General features: G+C 47.4%; 13 protein-coding genes. 7 read left to right on the top strand and 6 right to left on the bottom strand.

Annotated features, from left to right (window positions below):
* Positions 1–193: 193 nt before the first annotated feature.
* On the bottom strand, positions 194–1,330 hold the full coding sequence (locus PHG53_09810) for a hypothetical protein (GenBank protein ID MDD5381914.1): 1,137 nt from the start codon (positions 1,328–1,330) through the stop codon (positions 194–196).
* A gap of 212 nt (positions 1,331–1,542) precedes the next feature.
* Between PHG53_09810 and PHG53_09805 the strand changes: the two genes are divergently transcribed.
* The 6 genes from PHG53_09805 (at position 1,543) to metK (ending at position 9,912) form a co-directional block, all read left to right on the top strand.
* The gene (locus PHG53_09805; protein MDD5381913.1) at positions 1,543–2,985 is read left to right on the top strand and encodes an RtcB family protein; all 1,443 of its coding nucleotides are present in this window, start codon (positions 1,543–1,545) and stop codon (positions 2,983–2,985) included.
* A gap of 99 nt (positions 2,986–3,084) precedes the next feature.
* Positions 3,085–5,265, top strand: coding sequence for a bifunctional alpha,alpha-trehalose-phosphate synthase (UDP-forming)/trehalose-phosphatase (locus PHG53_09800; GenBank protein ID MDD5381912.1), 2,181 nt, complete (start codon positions 3,085–3,087; stop codon positions 5,263–5,265).
* 19 nt (positions 5,266–5,284) lie between these two features.
* Positions 5,285–6,496, top strand: coding sequence for a glycosyltransferase (locus PHG53_09795; protein MDD5381911.1), 1,212 nt, complete (start codon positions 5,285–5,287; stop codon positions 6,494–6,496).
* Positions 6,497–6,518: 22 nt separating this feature from the next.
* Complete coding sequence (locus PHG53_09790) at positions 6,519–7,568, top strand: mechanosensitive ion channel (GenBank protein ID MDD5381910.1); 1,050 nt, start codon at positions 6,519–6,521, stop codon at positions 7,566–7,568.
* A 178-nt stretch (positions 7,569–7,746) separates the two neighbouring features.
* Entirely contained in the window at positions 7,747–8,658 is a 912-nt protein-coding gene (locus tag PHG53_09785) for a DUF547 domain-containing protein (GenBank protein ID MDD5381909.1), read from the top strand.
* 51 nt (positions 8,659–8,709) lie between these two features.
* Complete coding sequence (gene metK / locus PHG53_09780; protein ID MDD5381908.1) at positions 8,710–9,912, top strand: methionine adenosyltransferase; 1,203 nt, start codon at positions 8,710–8,712, stop codon at positions 9,910–9,912.
* 67 nt (positions 9,913–9,979) lie between these two features.
* Here metK and purH read toward each other — a convergent pair whose 3' ends face one another.
* The 4 genes from purH to PHG53_09760 form a co-directional block, all read right to left on the bottom strand.
* Entirely contained in the window at positions 9,980–11,590 is a 1,611-nt protein-coding gene (gene purH / locus PHG53_09775) for a bifunctional phosphoribosylaminoimidazolecarboxamide formyltransferase/IMP cyclohydrolase (GenBank protein MDD5381907.1), read from the bottom strand.
* 139 nt (positions 11,591–11,729) lie between these two features.
* Positions 11,730–12,845, bottom strand: coding sequence for a PQQ-binding-like beta-propeller repeat protein (locus PHG53_09770; protein MDD5381906.1), 1,116 nt, complete (start codon positions 12,843–12,845; stop codon positions 11,730–11,732).
* 72 nt (positions 12,846–12,917) lie between these two features.
* On the bottom strand, positions 12,918–13,214 hold the full coding sequence (locus PHG53_09765; GenBank protein MDD5381905.1) for a hypothetical protein: 297 nt from the start codon (positions 13,212–13,214) through the stop codon (positions 12,918–12,920).
* A gap of 67 nt (positions 13,215–13,281) precedes the next feature.
* Positions 13,282–13,650, bottom strand: a complete 369-nt coding sequence (locus tag PHG53_09760; protein MDD5381904.1) for a cupin domain-containing protein — start codon at positions 13,648–13,650, stop codon at positions 13,282–13,284.
* A 228-nt stretch (positions 13,651–13,878) separates the two neighbouring features.
* On the opposite strand from PHG53_09760, the gene PHG53_09755 reads away from it, so the two are divergent.
* Positions 13,879–15,111 (top strand): endo-1,4-beta-xylanase, encoded by a 1,233-nt coding sequence (locus PHG53_09755; GenBank protein ID MDD5381903.1) that lies wholly within the window; start codon positions 13,879–13,881, stop codon positions 15,109–15,111.
* Between the two features lie 89 nt (positions 15,112–15,200).
* Here PHG53_09755 and PHG53_09750 read toward each other — a convergent pair.
* On the bottom strand, positions 15,201–17,425 hold a 2,225-nt coding region (locus PHG53_09750; GenBank protein ID MDD5381902.1), incomplete at its 5' end, for a hypothetical protein.

Below are 17,425 nucleotides of genomic sequence, written 5' to 3'. Positions count from 1 at the left end.
TTCGCGTGAAATTCTGTTAAGCTTATGACAAATCCCGTTTTCCCCTCCTCAAACGGCGAACAATCGCATCCGGTAATCAACGCCGTTGTAAATGTAACTGCTACGCTTGGTAACCTCAACGCAAAATCCCTTTGCGAAAGCTTATTTATCCGCCGGAGGCGGATTTACTTCTTGCGTGTCGCGCCGTGCGTATTCAATTATCTGCACTCGCCAACTCTTTGGGCGGACCCGGTAAAACAAGCGGTGCAACACGCCTGCCGCCATCCGGTCTCTTGCCGTAGTCAAAGTTAAGCTTCAACGACAATTGGCCGGCTTTTGCTTCGTCCCCAAGCATTCTGCCGTGTTCCTGCATAAGGGCCGCAAAATCACCCTGCTCAACAGCATTCTTCACAACCGATTGGGTAACCTTCAAACGCCTGACAATACACGACGCTTCCGTCTCAACCAATACCGAAGCCAGTTGATTATTTTGGGTATCGTTTAGTACATCCTGCCCCTTGACATATCTCTGTATCACATACGAATATAATTGCCCAAAACGGCGGCCAACATCAGGTTTGCTTGCACTTTCGAGAGGAATCTTACCATCAAGCAATTTTAAGATGGTGCTATCCAAAAGTTCATACTTAACCGTCCAATCTGCATATCTCTTTATTCGCATATCAGCTATCTGCAGCAGCAGTTCCTCTCCCCGCGTAATGTCCACACCGGCTGCAAATTCGGCCATCAAGGCTAATGTCTCAGGACTGCTGCTCTCAACGACCTTGCTTAGCTGCTCTGTGATTTTTCCAGCCAGCTCTTGATTAGCGGCTTCTTTGGAATTCAACTGCTCTACGATGCCAGCGTTGGTAATACAATGAACCGCCCAGTACCGAATAGCCTCATTTTCATCTTCGATCCATTTCATAGCCAAATCTGCCAGCCGCAGGTCGTGCAGAGAATCTGTCAGAATCAAAAGATTAAGAATAACCTGGAACCGGCGTTCCACCGGCGTTAACTTCTTCGCTGCCTCAAGTGCCTCGGATATGTACTTATATGCCGATTCAGAAAATTGTCCCTTATACTGGGCTTCGGCGCTTTCCTTATCAGAGCTGCTGCGGGCATGGATTACCGCGCGAATCCTCGCTACAGAGGTAAAATCCTGGGTTTTCGCCAGTTCACTTACCCCATCCGCAACAAAATCTTCGATAATCTGCAAATCTGAGTCTTCGAGCACACCCTTATCACGTACCTTATCAATCGGCCCTGTATCAACAGCCTGGCATCGCGAAACAACTACAAAGGCTAAAAATACCCCCACAACAGCAAAAATTATCCGCTTATTATTCATTATTCCCTGCATCCTCAAAAGCAAACATCTTTTCTGATAGTCCTGTCTACAATCACACTAAAGGTATCGTTAAAACCATCATCTGTCAAGTTAATTCGGAGCACTTATCCTTCGTCAAGGCCGCTTTTCTTTACAATATTCTCAATAGCTTCTGTTCACACAAGCATAAAATTCACTATAATAATATCTAAGAGCCTATTAAGGGTTTTCTAATGTCCGAACAGTCAGTCCAACTCACTCGCACAGACCCCATGAGAGTCCATATAGAGCGTTGCGGTCAAATGATAACAGATGCGATGATTTTTGTATCAGAGTCCATCAGCCTCGAACCTGATGCGGTCCGCCAGCTTTGTGACGCCGCCTCTTTGCCGCCGGCAAAGAAAGTTCTCGCCACTGCCGATATCCATGTCGGCTTCGGCATACCAATAGGCGCCGTTTTAGGACTGGACACCGCCATAATGCCCGCCGCTGTCGGATACGATATAAACTGCGGTATGCGGCTCTTACGTACTCCTTTTTCCAAAGGCGGTATCGACACCGAAAAAATCGCCCTCTCTATCGCCAGAGATATCCCGCTCGGCGAAGGCAAATCCAACCTGATATTAGACAAAACTGGACTTGAAGCCGTTGTTAATAAGGGCGTGGCTTCAATACCAACGCTCGCGCAAAGAAGCAGTCACCCGGCCTGGGAGGCATTCAACCAAGATGAATTTACCGACGACCTGAAAAGAATCGAAGAAAACGGCTGCCTGCCCAGCGACCTCGCTTCAGTCCCGAACGCAGCGATACAAAAAGGCTCTGCCCAGCTCGGAACCCTCGGCGGCGGAAACCATTTCATCGAAATTCAACACGTTCAGCAGATTTTCGACAAGTCTTTGGCAGAAACTTTCGGCCTTTTTAAGGACCAAATCGTTGTGATGATACACTCCGGCTCCCGCCGGTTCGGCTATGAAATCGCTGACGAGTATATGAATATCGCCGCACAAAGACCGGAGATGACTGAACGAAAAAAAATGCTCTCCTATCTGCCGACCGACTCCAGCGCCGGTAAAAATTATATCGCCGCAATGGCTGCTGCCGCCAACTTTGCATTTACCAATCGCCACATCATGGCCTTGCTTGTAAGACGTTGCTTCAACAGGATGTTCGGCCCGACGCCGATGCAGCTTGTCTATGATGTCCCCCACAACATGGCAAAACTTGAGCCCCACCTCGGCACAAAACTCTGGGTCCACCGCAAAGGCGCCACCCGCGCATTCGGACAACAACGAATGGCTGACACCATTTTCGAAAGAACCGGCCAGCCCGTAATAATCCCTGGCTCAATGGGTACAGCAAGTTACCTGCTGGTCGGCACCGGCAATTCCGAAGAATCTCTCTGCTCGGTCAATCACGGGGCCGGCAGGGTTATGAGTCGCACCGCAGCACTGGGAAAATCGCGCAGAGGCAAAATCATTGCATCGCCACTCATTAGCGATGACCAATTCAAACGCAGTATGAAAGGCATAAAGCTCATCACCGCCGACAGGCACAAAATCAAGGAAGAAGCTCCGGCTGCCTACAAAGACATCGACGAGGTCGTGCGGATTGTCATCGAATGCGGCTGGGCCAAGGCCGTCGCTCGAATGGTCCCGCTGGCCGTCCTGAAGGGTTAAGATAACACGCCGAAAAATTATTTTTCTCTGTAAAAATATTGCATGAACCATTAGTATGGTTTTTCTTACATCGTGCGGCGATGTGAGAAGGTTACGATTATGCTGATAACAGTCTCAAACAGATTGCCTGTAAATGTTACGAAACGTTCGAATGCTTTACACCTTCAGCCAAGCGCAGGCGGTTTGGTTACTGGGTTACATTCGCTCTGCGAATCCTATCAAAACCGCTGGGTAGGTTGGCCTGCCATCGCTGCCGATAAAACCTCCGAACAGGAAAAACATCAAATTTCGGACCAACTAAGGAAGCAAAATTGGTATCCTGTTTTTCTTTCTGCAAAGGATATTCGAAATTATTATAACGGCTTTTGTAACAAAACCATTTGGCCTCTCTTTCACTACTTTCCTTTATATACTGTGTATGAAGAGCGATATTGGCAGGCCTATACGCAGGTCAATAAAGCCTTCTGCGATGCCGTTGTAAAAATAGCCGGACCCGATGACCACATCTGGATCCATGACTATCATCTGATGCTGCTCCCCGAGCTTATACGAAAGCAGCTGCCGAATGCGCAAATTGGATTTTTTCTTCACATACCTTTCCCCTCTTTTGAGTTGTTTCGTCTTTTGCCCTGGCGTGGAGAAATACTAAACGGCCTGCTTGGCGCAGATTTGATAGGGTTCCACACGTATGATTATGTGCGGCATTTTCTCAGCAGTACTGCCCGAATAAAAGGAACTGAGCACTCTATGGGTGCGTTGACAATAGGCGATAGGGTTATAAAAGTAGACGCATTCCCGATGGGGATTGATTACGAAAAATACTCGAACGCGGCGAAGGACTCGAAGGTAGGAAAAGCATTAACCACAATTCGCAAAAAGGTAAGTGAGAGAAAAATAATCTTATCCATCGATAGATTAGACTACACCAAGGGTATTGTTCAGAGACTCGAAGCGTTCGATTTGTTTTTGTCACAGAATGCTAAATACAAGAAGAAGGTTACTCTGATTCTCGTGGCCGTTCCCTCTCGAACAGATGTTGGTGACTATGTGGAATTGAGAAAGCAGGTTGAAGGCCTTGTGGGCAGGATTAATGGGGAGCATGGTGCTATTGGCTGGGTACCTGTATGGTATCTGTATTGTTTCATTCCATTTGAGAGACTCGTTGCTTTGTATAACATCGCCGATGTGGCATTAGTGACACCCTTGCGGGATGGTATGAATTTGATAGCCAAGGAATTCGTTGCGGCAAAAACAGACGGCAGAGGAGTTTTAATTCTCAGCGAGATGGCGGGAGCTGCAAGCGAATTGGGCGAAGCTATCGTGGTAAACACCAATAATAAGCAGGCTATCATTGATGCGATGAAAGAGGCCCTCGAAATGCCTGTAGAAGAACAAATCGACCGTAACAGGTCGATGCAGAAAAGGCTTTCACGGTATACTGTTAAAAGATGGGCTCACGATTTTGTGGAAGCCTTGGCCGGGGTAAGAAAGATTCAGCAAGAACTTTCTGTCTGCAAGCTTGATAAATCTCTCAGGCAAAGATTGGGCAATGAGTATGATAAGAGTTCGAAACGATTATTCCTGCTTGACTATGACGGAACACTTGTGGGTTTTGCCGACAGACCGGAAAAAGCCACCCCAGACAAAGACCTTTTTACCTTACTGCAGACTCTTGCCGCAGATTCTAAAAACGAAATAGTAATAATCAGCGGCAGGGATAAAGCGACCTTAACTCGCTGGCTGGGCACCCTTAATGCCTCGTTAATTGCCGAGCACGGAGCTTGGATTAAAGAGAAAGAAGCCGCCGACTGGCAGGTGATAGAACCGCTGCGAAACGACTGGAAGCAGACAATAAGGCCTATTATTGAGCTGTATACTGACCGCACGCCGGGTTCATTTGTAGAAGAAAAAGATTTTTCTTTGGTCTGGCACTTCCGTAAATCTAACCCTGAATTGGCTCGTCTTAGGGTACAGGAGTTGAAAAACGCTGTTTTGGGCCTGACGGAGAACATGGACATCGGCGTGTTTGAAGGCAACAAAATACTTGAAGTTAAAAACCTCGCTATAAACAAGGGACAGGTGGCAAAATTATGGATAAACAAGCAAAAATGGGGCTTTATCTTCGCTGCCGGAGATGATTACACCGACGAAGATTTGTTTGCCGTATTGCCTGAGAGTGCATATTCTATTAGAGTAGGATACGGTATTTCACATGCGCGGTTCAATTTGGATTCAGTGCATGAGCTTAGATTGTTGCTTGAGGAACTGATCAAAAAATGAAATCCTTTAAGGAAACAATATGTTAAGACTCGAAGATTTCCGTCATCTAGTGCCCGATGAAACGTTAGCTGAAATTTATGCCAGAGCTAAGAGGCTCTACGGCAAAAACATTGTTCACCTCAACGCCACCTATCAGGGCGGCGGTGTTGCGGAGATTCTTTACTCTCTCGTCCTGTTGATGAATGACGTAGGCATAAACGCCGGCTGGCGAATTTTACACGGCAGCCAGGAGTTTTTTGAGATTACAAAAAGCTTTCACAACGCACTTCAGGGTGCGCCGCTGAATCTTTCCGAAAAAAAGAAACAAATATATCTCCGGGTAAACGAGAATTTCTCAAAGTTCACACACCTTGACCATGATTGTGTAATCATCCACGACCCTCAGCCCCTTTCGCTCATAAGGTCCTATAGAAAAAGACAACCCTGGATATGGCGATGCCATATAGACCTGACTAGCCCACACGAGCAGTTATGGGATTTCCTGAAGGGTTTTTTGCTCAAATACGACCAGGTTGTTTTCTCAAGCGAAAAATATTTAAAAAAAGACCTGCCCATAGACCAGAGACTTATGTTTCCTGCTATTAATCCCCTCAGCCAGAAAAACAGGGATATCACGGAGAAAACTATTCTCGAGCATATAACCGCAGCCGGCATACCTACGGACAAACCGATAATTACCCAGGTCTCCAGACTTGATCCATGGAAGGACCCGGAGGGCGTGATAGATGTATTCAACCTGGTTAAGGAAAAAGTCGATTGCAGATTGCTTTTCTGCTACAATGTAGCCAGCGATGACCCGGAAGGCCTGGGTATGTACAACAAAGTTCGGCGTAAAGCCAATAAGTCTCCCAAAAAAGATGATATTTTATTTGTTGTTGGGAATAATGAAACTTTAGTAAATGCAATCCAAAATTACTCTAATGTCATGATTCAAAAGTCTACTCGGGAAGGATTTTGCCTTGCTGTGACTGAAGCACTCTGGAAAAAAACACCTGTTGTAGCATCCAACGTGGGCGGCATACCTATGCAGATAGAGAATGGCAAAAACGGTTTTTTGCTCGAACCAAAAGATACAAAAGGATTTGCAGACAGGATCGTACATCTGCTGAAAAATCCTAAAGAAAAGGAAAATTTAGGACGTCAGGGAAGAGAAACTGTCAGGGAAAAATTTCTAATAACTCGTTTGCTTTCCGACTACCTGTATATGTTGAATTCTTTAATCGGTGAATAGCAATTAAGGTGAATACTTGGCGATGAATGAACTGCAAATAAACGATTGGGCACTTTGGTTCTTAGGGATACTTGTGCTGGCGGGCATAATAGGTCATTTCCTTATTTACAGAATCCTGCTGGCTCTTGTAAAACACACTAAAAGTGTTATTGATGACCTGTGTATCAAGCATTGCTACCGACCCCTGCAGTGGCTTGTGATATTGTTCATTATACGTTTGGCTCTGCCTGCCGGGTTGCCTGAAAAATATCTTTCCAATGCAAAACAAATTCTTAGTTTCTTTTTCATAGGCCTGGTTTCATTGTTATCCATAAAGACAGTGTACATCCTGAATGAATACGTCTTAAGTCGTTTCAATATCAGCGTAAAAGACAATCTTCGGGCAAGGAAAATCAACACTCAGCTAACTGTCTTGAAGCGAATAGTGATTATCATAGTGTGTATTCTGGCTTTGGGCACCATGTTGATGACCTTCGAGAAAGTTCGGCAACTTGGAACAACTATCCTGGCATCGGCCGGAATTATCGGCATAGTCATCGGTATTGCCGCTCAGCGAACGATTGGAACTTTCATAGCCGGTCTTCAGATAGCTTTTACTCAGCCGATACGCATTGACGACGTGGTTATCGTGGAAAATGAGTGGGGGCGAATTGAAGAAATAACCTTAACCTATGTTGTTGTGAAAATCTGGGATATGAGGCGTTTAATCGTGCCGATAAATTACTTCATCGAAAAACCCTTCCAAAATTGGACCCGAGTCACAGCCGATTTGCTGGGAACCGTATATATTTATGTTGACTATACAGTCCCCGTTGAAGCGGTAAGGGCTGAACTTCAAAAAATCCTGAAGGATTCGCAATTGTGGGATGGCAAGGTATGCGTTCTGCAGGCAACCAACACCTCTGAACACACGCTCGAACTAAGGGCTCTGATGAGTGCTCCGGACGCATCGACAGCCTGGAGTCTCCGCTGCCACGTTAGGGAAAAAATAGTCGAATTTATACAGAAAAACTATCCGGAAAGTTTACCAAAACTGCGTGCCTCGTTACAGCAACCGCCTCAAAATATGTGATTCTACGGCAATTTTATAACACGCAATATGGCCCTTTTAGTCGCCCTAAAGGACTGAAATATCCCTCCTAAAATTAATTTTTCTCTGTAAAAGCACAGTAAAAACTGTTACTATGCCGCTTTACATAATATTCGCTGTCTCAACAGTTCGATACCGTTGAATTTTGGAAGGTAAAAAAATGGCTTTCACAAAACGAACTGCCAAAAATGAAAAACTAAAAACCGCTGGTTTTGAAGTGCAGCCTTTGGTTTTTATGACCTCGCTTGCCGTGCTGATTCTCATTGCCGGCTGCTCGGAGGTTTCGCATACTCCCGTCAAACCCTCGGCCGTCTCTCTTTCTGACAAATGCTCCGGCATCTTGAAAAACTATGCCAACGATAAGGGAATGGTCAATTATAAAACACTCAAGCGAAAGAAGCTGGAGATTAACCGCATCCTGGATGGATTCGCCAAACTCGACCCCGATGTTTACAATTCCTGGTCCAAAGAGGACAAAATCGCCTTCTGGCTCAATGCGTACAACATAAAAATGCTCAAGATAATTGTCGACAACTACCCCATCCAGTCTCAGCGAATACTTCGTGTTTTATGGGGGCCAGAGAGCATCAGGCATATCGACGGTATATGGGACAAATACAAATTTACCGTGATGGATGAGGAATTTACACTCAAAGAAGTTGAACAACGGTTTTTCCATAAAGAGTTTGATGAGCCGCGGGTGTTTTTTGCCATATCCTACGCCACTCTCTCCAGCCCGCCTTTGCGCAACGAGCCGTATTACGGGAGCAGACTATATGAGCAGTTGGACGACCAAGCCAAAAAATTCCTGTCAAGCCCGCTCACATTCAGGATAGACAGGGAAAAGAAAATAGTCCATCTTTCCACCATCTTTCTCCCGACCTGGTATGGAGAAGATTTTATCAGTAAATACGGCACAGATAAAAAATTTAAAGACCAGCGGCCGGCCGTCCGGGCCGTCTTAAACCTCGCCGCAAATTATATCTCCGAGCAGGACCGTGCTTTCCTTGAAAGGGAAAATTATTCCGTTAAATATATAACATACAATTGGACTCTCAACGATAGTCCATAATCTGTTAATAACAAATTTCAAACAACGAATTACTAAGAGGACAAATTACAAATGGCAAAAAAATCAATTTACAGCAATCCCAACTGCGACACCGGCAAATATCTCTTCACCAGTGAATCCGTAACAATGGGCCATCCCGACAAAGTGTCTGACCATATATCGGATGCCATCCTTGACGCAATGCTCGCCGGCGACCCCAAAAGCCGGGTCGCCTGTGAAACAATGGTCAAAAACGATATGGTCTTAGTCGCAGGCGAAATTACAACCAAAGCTATCGTCAACATCGCGGCAATCGTCCGCGACACAATAAAGAAAATCGGCTACACCGACCCCGATATGGGCTTCGACTCCGAAAATTGTGCCGTAATTATCGGTATCGACAAACAAAGCCCAGACATTTCACAGGGCGTCACTGAAGGCGCCGGTCTGCACAAAGAGCAGGGCGCAGGTGACCAGGGCTTGATGTTCGGCTACGCCTGCAACGAAACCCCGGCTTTTATGCCGATGCCTATTCAGCTTGCGCATCTTTTGACTCTTCGGCTCGAAAAAATGCGCCAAAACGGCAAGCTGCCCTGGCTGCGGCCGGATGGCAAAAGCCAGATAACGGTCGAATACGAAAATGGCAAACCCAAACGAATTCACACCGTCGTTATCGCCACTCAACACGCGCCTTCTATTACCTACAAACAATTGCGTAAGCAAATCATCGAAAAAATTGTTCTGCCCGTCCTGCCAAAACGCCTCGTCGACAAAAAAACCATATTCCACATCAACGCAACCGGCCGATTCGTAACAGGCGGCCCGAAGGGCGACTGCGGACTGACCGGCAGAAAAATCATCGTCGACACCTACGGCGGACGCGGCCACCACGGCGGAGGCGCCTTCAGTGGAAAAGACCCATCTAAGGTCGACAGGACCGCAAGTTATATGGCTCGATATATTGCCAAAAATATCGTCGCAGCAAGGCTCGCCGATATCTGTGAAATCCAACTGTCCTATGTCATCGGCTATGCTAATCCGCTTTCGATTTATGTCAACACCTACGGCACCGCCAAAATCAGCGAAGAGAAAATCAGCCGAATCGTACGCAAATTGTTCCCCCTGACGCCAAAGACTATGATTGCGCATCTCAAACTTGCTAGACCGATTTATGCAGAGACCTCGCACGGCGGACATTTCGGCAGAAGTGGACCAAGCTTCACCTGGGAAAAAACCGACATGGTAAAAAAACTCCGCAAAGCCGCAGGGATGTAAAAATCCCACACTCAACGGTTACAAAAAAAAGCCCGGCATCACGCCGGGTTTTTTTAATATCTCTATTTTAATGTTTAAAGTGCCTCTTGCCCGTGAACACCATCGCAATTCCGTGCTTGTCCGCGGCGGCAATTACTTCGTTATCCTTATTAGAGCCGCCCGGCTGAACTATGCAAGCCACGCCCGCCTGGGCAGCATTTTCAATATTATCCGGGAACGGGAAAAACGCATCAGACGCCAGCACACAACCCTTCGCCTGGTCACCTGCGTGCCTGTAAGCAATCAGCCCGGACTCGACTCGGTTCATTTGTCCGGCCCCTGTACCTAAAATCTTTCTGTCTTTGACCAGCACAATCGTATTGCTTTTGGTATGTTTGGCCACAAGCCACGCAATCCGCAAATTCTCAAGCTGCTCTTTTGTCGGCCTGGCTTTTGTCGGATACTTCAGCAGTTCCGGCTCCCAACCCGCCAAATCTCGCTGCTGCAAAAGTAATCCCCCTATAACACATCGAACATCGAATTCGGCTCCGTCAATTTTGGCCCTGTCAATCGGCCCGGTCTTCATCAGCCGTACCCTGTTGCCCCAGCTCTTTAGTGTCCTGATTATATCAATTGCTTCCTGCTCGAATTCCGGTGCAATAATTACCTCGGCAAAAAATCCGCTGGCGCCTCTGGCCTTGCCGAATTTGCTGTATGATTCCATAATCGTCCGTGCCAGTTCAGCATCCACTTTCCTGTTCAGCGCAACAATACTTCCGAACGCGCTTACAACATCGCCTTCGTACGCCTTTCGATACGCCCCGCAGATGTCCTCATCAACAGCGCATCCGCACGGGTTAAGGTGCTTGACAACAACTGCCGCCGGCTCAGCAAATTCCTTGACCAGTTCAAATGCAGCGTTTGTATCCAAAAGATTATTAAAGCTGATTGCCGTTTCAGCTTCCATTATATCGGCGCTGCTTATTGACGTCTCGCCGCTGGCCGGCAGTTTATAAAACGCCGCACTCTGATGCGAATTTTCGCCGTAACGAAGCTCCCGTTCTTTCCTGACGGCAATTGTTACTTTTTCCGGGTATTTCACATCCGCCTTACCGTTAAGATATTTCGCAATCGCAGCGTCATACGAAGCCGTCAGCCCGAATGCTACCCTTGCAAAATCTTTGCGAAGCCCCTCGCTTACCGCGCCTTTCTTCGCCTGCATTTCCCCAATGACCCTGTCATACTGCCCCGAATCAGTAACGACAGTTACAAATTTATGGTTCTTCGCAGCCGAGCGAATCATGCTCGGCCCGCCTATATCTATATTTTCAATCGCCTCTTCAAGAGTGCAGTCCGCCTTGGCGATTGTCGCCTCAAACGGATAAAGATTCACACACACCAACTCAATCGGAAAAATATCATGCTTAGTCATCGCCGCTTTATGCTCCGGATTATCGCGAAGACCCAGCAATGCCCCATGTATTTTCGGGTGAAGCGTTTTTACTCTCCCGTTCATCATCTCCGGAAAGCCCGTAACCTCCTCAATGCCGACAACTTTTATGCCAGCTTCGCCTAACTTCTTGGCTGTCCCGCCGGTGCTGATTATCTTAACGCCCATTTCACTTAGCTTTTTTGCAAACTCAATAACACCTTTCTTCTCAGAAACACTTATCATCGCCGTCTTAATTTTTACATCCATTTGCTCTTCTTCCTTTCAAAAACTTCCCGATTCGTAAACCTGTGGCTTATTACAGCTCGACTCCCGGACGAAGCCGAGGGTTTGCAGCTTGTGCAGCTTACCGCGCCTCCGGGCCTGCTGGAACACAACGAACCACCACTCAATATTTGATGGGTTGCAAACAGGCAATTCGCCCGCTTTTATCTGCAATATATATCTTCGAATCCGTCACATTGGTTGCGTATGCCGAAACGCCCGGCATATCTACCGTATATACCTGCTTGGCTTTCTTGTTGTCCATCACTGCTAACGTCCCCGCCTTCGTAATCACATAGGCCTTGCCGTTCGCCTCAGCCAGTAAATCAATCCCCTCGGCCAATTGCCACAAAACCTTCTTGTTTTCTTTATCCAGCGCTATCAAACCTTCATTGCGAACATATTGATAAATAACCCCATGGGTAACCTGTGGGCCCTTCTCAAGCTTCGCTCCGGTCTGATACTTCCAAACAAACTTTCCCGTCCGTGCGTTAAGCCTGTAAATGTTCGTATCTCCGCTGGCGGCAAATAACGCATCTCCATCTTTTACAATCGGTCCGACAATACCGCCGGCAGCATCAAATTGCCACAGTCGCTTGGACTTGTCCGGCGTGATACTTATAACATTACCGGCAGCGGTGGCAAAGATAACAGAACTCTCATCGGCAACTATCGAAGTAATCACCGAATCACTCTCGGCAGCCACTTCAAACGCCTGGACCTTGTCTTCTGAACGCAATACATGCATGCGCTTGTCGGTACCCGCGATATAAAAGTGTGAGTTGTTGCGGACGGCAGGACAAGTTACGCCAAATCCCAGACGCTTGGCGCTTCGCTCTTCGCCGGATTCCAGGCTGATTTCAACTAACTTGTCGCCAGTTATAGAAAAAAGCTCGTCCTTATAAAGCTCCAGCCCCGTTACCGGCAAACCGGCCGCGGCAACAGACCTTTTGAATATCACATTACCCGTTTCTCTGTTCATACCAATCATAAAATTCCGGTCTGAAAGCCCATAGACGCGATTACCAAGCCTGCCCTGAGAACAGTCGAAGGGTATCAATAATTTTTCCAGACTCTCCCCCATCTTTATCGGCAGCTTGGTCTCCCACAATATCTCCAGCTCGGCCTGCTTGAGCAGCTCAGGCGAAACAAGCCGCTGCATACCCTCCGCAGCCATACCCGCCGTAACAACACAAAAAACAAAAAAAACCGCCGCTAACGTCAATCTGCATCTCATCATCTTTTTATCTCCTCGCAGAATCTCAAACAAAATCTCTTCTTAATTCCAAATCCTAAATTCTTTCTTCCCTCTTCACGGCAAATCAATATAGTCTGCCAAATCAATCTTATGCTCAGCTTCGAATTTCTGCATCTGCTCGATGCGTTCGATGTCGTCTTGTATTCGGTTTGCCAGCTTAAATATATACGGCTTGCCGGCCAACCGGTTTTTCAGGTCATCGAGCATCGGCTCCCACGTCCCGTCATACAGCTGCGCCTTCAGAACAATCAGCATACGGTGCTCTTCGCTCAGGCCGTTAACGAAATCGTTCACAACTTTGCTTACAGCGGTTTTGCCGCCTTTGTCTTTATTTCTGCTCGGCTCAGCCATTTCTGTCTCTCTCGATTTGTTCGAATCTTAACCGCCGGACCGTAATATTGCAACAAATTTCCGCAAATTAAACCCTCTCGAATATCTCCTCATCTTCTTGGCGCCATGCAGGGTCCACTATGCACAAAAACTCCAAATCACAATCTCCTGTATTCTCAATATATTGCCTCGAACCCGGCGGAATATAAATAACTGTCTCAGAACCAACTTCGAAAACCTCCTCATCTATATGCATCAAACCGAGTCCGGCTGTTATGTAGTACACCTCAGAAGTTTTAAGTTTATGCGGGATAGTTTTCTGCGCCTTCGCAACCTTCGCATGAGCCAGACTGTAACGAATCTGCAAATCCGCTTTTTCAGGATGCAAAAGCTCACGCAAAATCGAACCGTCACCGGCTGTAAATTTCCGGCAATCCTTCAAACGTTTCAGAAACACGAGTTATCCTCCTAACACTATCGACCCTTCTGTAAAGAATGTCCCCGCAACACAAGCGGTCAAAAAACTCTATCCATTTTAACCCGCAAAAGCAAAATCCGCAACCCGCAACCTGCAGCCGGCATCCGCGTCCCGATTTGGCTTGACTTTTTTCGCCCTCTAAGTAAAGATAACTGGCCGTTATGATAAACATAAACGTTATTCAACTTTAATTAAAGAGCACAAGTTATGAAGGCAAAATTTGTAAAAACCAGTTCTGACCCGGACCCCGCCGCCTTTGCTTTGGGCGATGTTTCAGCAAAGCTCACGCCCTCCGCAATCCAGGCCCGTATCGCAGAAATCAGGATGGGCGATATCGTAGTTAAAACCAAACCTGGCTCTAATGTTAAAATTCAGCAGACCCGCCACGAATTCCAATTCGGCACCGCGATTACAAACCGCCTTGCGGAAGCCGATGAAGACGCCCTAAAAAGCCGTGATAGAAAGATGTTTCTCAAAACCCTCTCCGAAAACTTCAACTATGCCGTCCACGAAAACGCCCTCAAGTGGTATGAGTGCGAAAAGAAACCAAATGCCGTTGATTATACCGTCGCCGACAGAATCTGGGAAATCTGCCGTGACCTTAATATCCCTATGCGGGGACACTGTATCTTCTGGGAGATGGACGAGCACATTATGCCCTGGCTCAGAAACCTCGATAATGACCGGCTGCGTGCAGCAATCCACCGCCGCGCCGTAGGCGTTACTAAACACTTCAAAGGCCGAATCGACGAGTTCGACCTCAACAACGAAATGGTGCATGGCGAATTCTTCCGGCGACGCCTCGGCTACGGTATCGTCAACGAAATGGCAAATATGGCCAAATGCGGAAATCCTAATATCATCCTCTATGCAAATGATTACGGCATCCTCGTCGATGGCTGCTATAATGCCCTCGTCTATTTCAAGCAAATTAAATACCTTCTCGAAAACGGCGTCCCCATCGAGGGGATAGGTATGCAGGGGCACTTCGGCTATTTTAATAAGTGGATTACCCCCGCCGACGAAATGCAGAAGACGCTCGACCAGTTCGCCGTCTTCGGCCTTCCAATTAAAATCACCGAATGTGATTTCGATTACAAAGATGACAAAACAAAGGTCAGCCAGCTTCGAAAATTCTTCACCCTTTGCTTCGCGCACCAAAGCATCGAATCCATCGTATTTTGGGGCTTCTGGGCAGGAGCTATGTGGAGACCAAATGCCGCCCTGTGGAAAAAAGACTGGTCAATCACTCCCCTCGGCAGGGCTTATCGCGACCTCGTCTTCAACAAATGGTGGACCAAAACTTCCGGCAAAGCCGACAATAAGGGAACATTCAAAACGCGTGCGTTCTACGGCGATTACACAATCACCTCGAATGGACAGGAAAAGAAAATAACTCTCCGCAGAAAGGATAAATCAATACAGGCAGATTTTAGATGATAAATCCTCCGTAATTGATTTTTCCCCACTTCAACTGTGGGGAAAAATCACTACGGGTCTCAGCCAATGTGCCCTTATTCACCCGGGCATTACGTACCATACAGCCAGTTATCAGCAATATCGTCCAATGTATACATATCGTATGTTGTCAGCCACTCCTGGCCAAGTATCGCAAAATCTATAAAGTCCACCTTGCCGTTGCAGTTGAGGTCGCCGGGAGTACAGCCGCTTCCTATTGTCACGCCGGCTACTCCAACACCGTCATATGTCGTGCGGGTAGGTGCATTGGAATTGTAAACACTGTCATAGTTATCAAGATAAACAACAACCGGCGTGCCTCCGCTCACTGTCTTGCGGCCGATATAAACACGGTAAAGCTCCACTCCGTTGCCGAGATTAGTAATTGAGCCTGCGAATTGAGATGTCTCGGCAAATTGAGCCGATTGCCTGCTGAAGCACAGCATACTATCCACATCTGATTCAAATCCGCCTCTTATTCCCCAGTCCTGGGCCGGGTCGCACCAGAAATATGCGAACACGTCATACGTCCCGTCTTCCAGACCGGTTATCGTGGTCTTTATCGTCGGAACGTTCTCTGTCCCGCCGTCGCCTGCCGTGAAACAGCTGCCTCCGTTACCGTATCCTGTGTATTCGTGCCACTGGCTGTCAGCTGCCCCTGCGCTGCCGCTCGGGCCGGTCGGCGTAAATGCCGAACCGTCTGACTCTGTTGTATTGCTCGTGCTGGCGTCGATATAAGTCGTTAAACCCGTTGTCTTATTTACTTCCTCAACCATTCCCACAACTACAAGGTCATACCTTTCGTAATTATCCTGTTGCCAATTACCTCTTGTCCAGAATACCGCTGTATTGTCGGCGTCCCATTTGGGAATAGCAGGACGAGTATTATTTTGTGTCGAATCGAAGGTGATTTGTGTCCAGTCCCAGTGCTCTCCGTTATCAGCAGTCACGCCTTTAAATATCTCACGATACTCATACTCCGTGTCGTCGCGCGGGTCGAACTGTGTTGCCACATAAACAATGTTGGCGTCGTCAGGATGTATACAGCCCATGCCGAGGTAATCCTGTTCTGGCAGATGAAGCCCTCCTCCCATTTTGCATAACTCTATGGAAGTCCACGTTGTCCCGTCGAAACGTGCATAGAAGAAGCGATGGTCTGCTGCACCGATGGTGGCTTGGCCGCTACCATTGCCCCATGGCTCTGTGCCGTAGCGGGTCTGGTATAGACAAACAGGGTAGCCGTCTTTGTCGAGCTGCATCTCATTAGTCCAACCCGTATGATACGTCCCGGCTGCCTGCGTCGGGTCAGGGATAAATACCGGTGTAAATGCCTGTATGGAAGGGGCATCCTGGTCGTTAATAGTGTCGATTTCAACTCCGTAAGAATTGTAGCTCTTGCCGTTCTTTATATAGCCGTGATAGACACCGTTGTTGTAGTTGCGCGGATGCTGTTCAGTGCCGATAAAGTCAATCCGGTCAACGCCATTGCCTATGAACTTATGATAAAAGTTGGAATAACTCGTGGTTCCTGTGATACCATTAAGCCGCCCCATATAGATCCAGTTCTCGCCCCAGTCGTCAGAATAAGCAAGGCATGGAGTTCTCCCGAAAATTCTGTGAATATTATACAATCGTCCCACTCCGGGGGTTCCCTCGCCCGACAGATAAATAATATTGGTATAACTGCTATCGGGATAAATGGTATCAACGCCTGGGCTGTTGGGGATAGTCATCCAGTCATACGATTGCTCCGCGTTCCAGGTGCTGCCGTCATTCGGATAGGTGGACAGACGATAAAAGGTTGTATAGTGTGTATAATGCTCGCAATACAAATGCAGATACCTGCCGTCAGGCCGTATCCAGAATGCGCCCATATTATGGTCATCGCCGCCGTAAGGCTCTTTCGCAACTGTCCGCGTCCGTTTGCCTGTGTCGATATTAAATGTAGTGGCATCCGTATCATCATTTCTTGTTGAGTTGACTCCGCCGAAACCGATATAGCACGCAGTTGTGCTCGCAAGGACATTGCGCCCGACCGGGTCGTAAGCAATCTTCTCGTCCTGATACCAGCACCATCCGCCGTTATCGTTTATCAGCATCATATTACCGGTAACCCGATCACTGAACTTCAGAAATGTCGTAAAACTCCAGTCATCCCCGGCATATATCGTGCCGCTGTCATTGGAATCGACCGCCCAGTAATAAGTCGTTGCCAGATCAAGGTCGCCAGGCGGGTCGTAGCTTTCCGTATAAACCGTATATTTCGGATTGCTGCGTACGTTGGAATTGGTGCCGA

Source organism: Phycisphaerae bacterium, assembly GCA_028714855.1.
Taxonomy (GTDB): Bacteria; Planctomycetota; Phycisphaerae; order Sedimentisphaerales; family Anaerobacaceae; genus CAIYOL01.
Note: the sequence above shows the minus strand (reverse complement) of the source record. Positions and strands in the feature narration are given on the sequence as shown.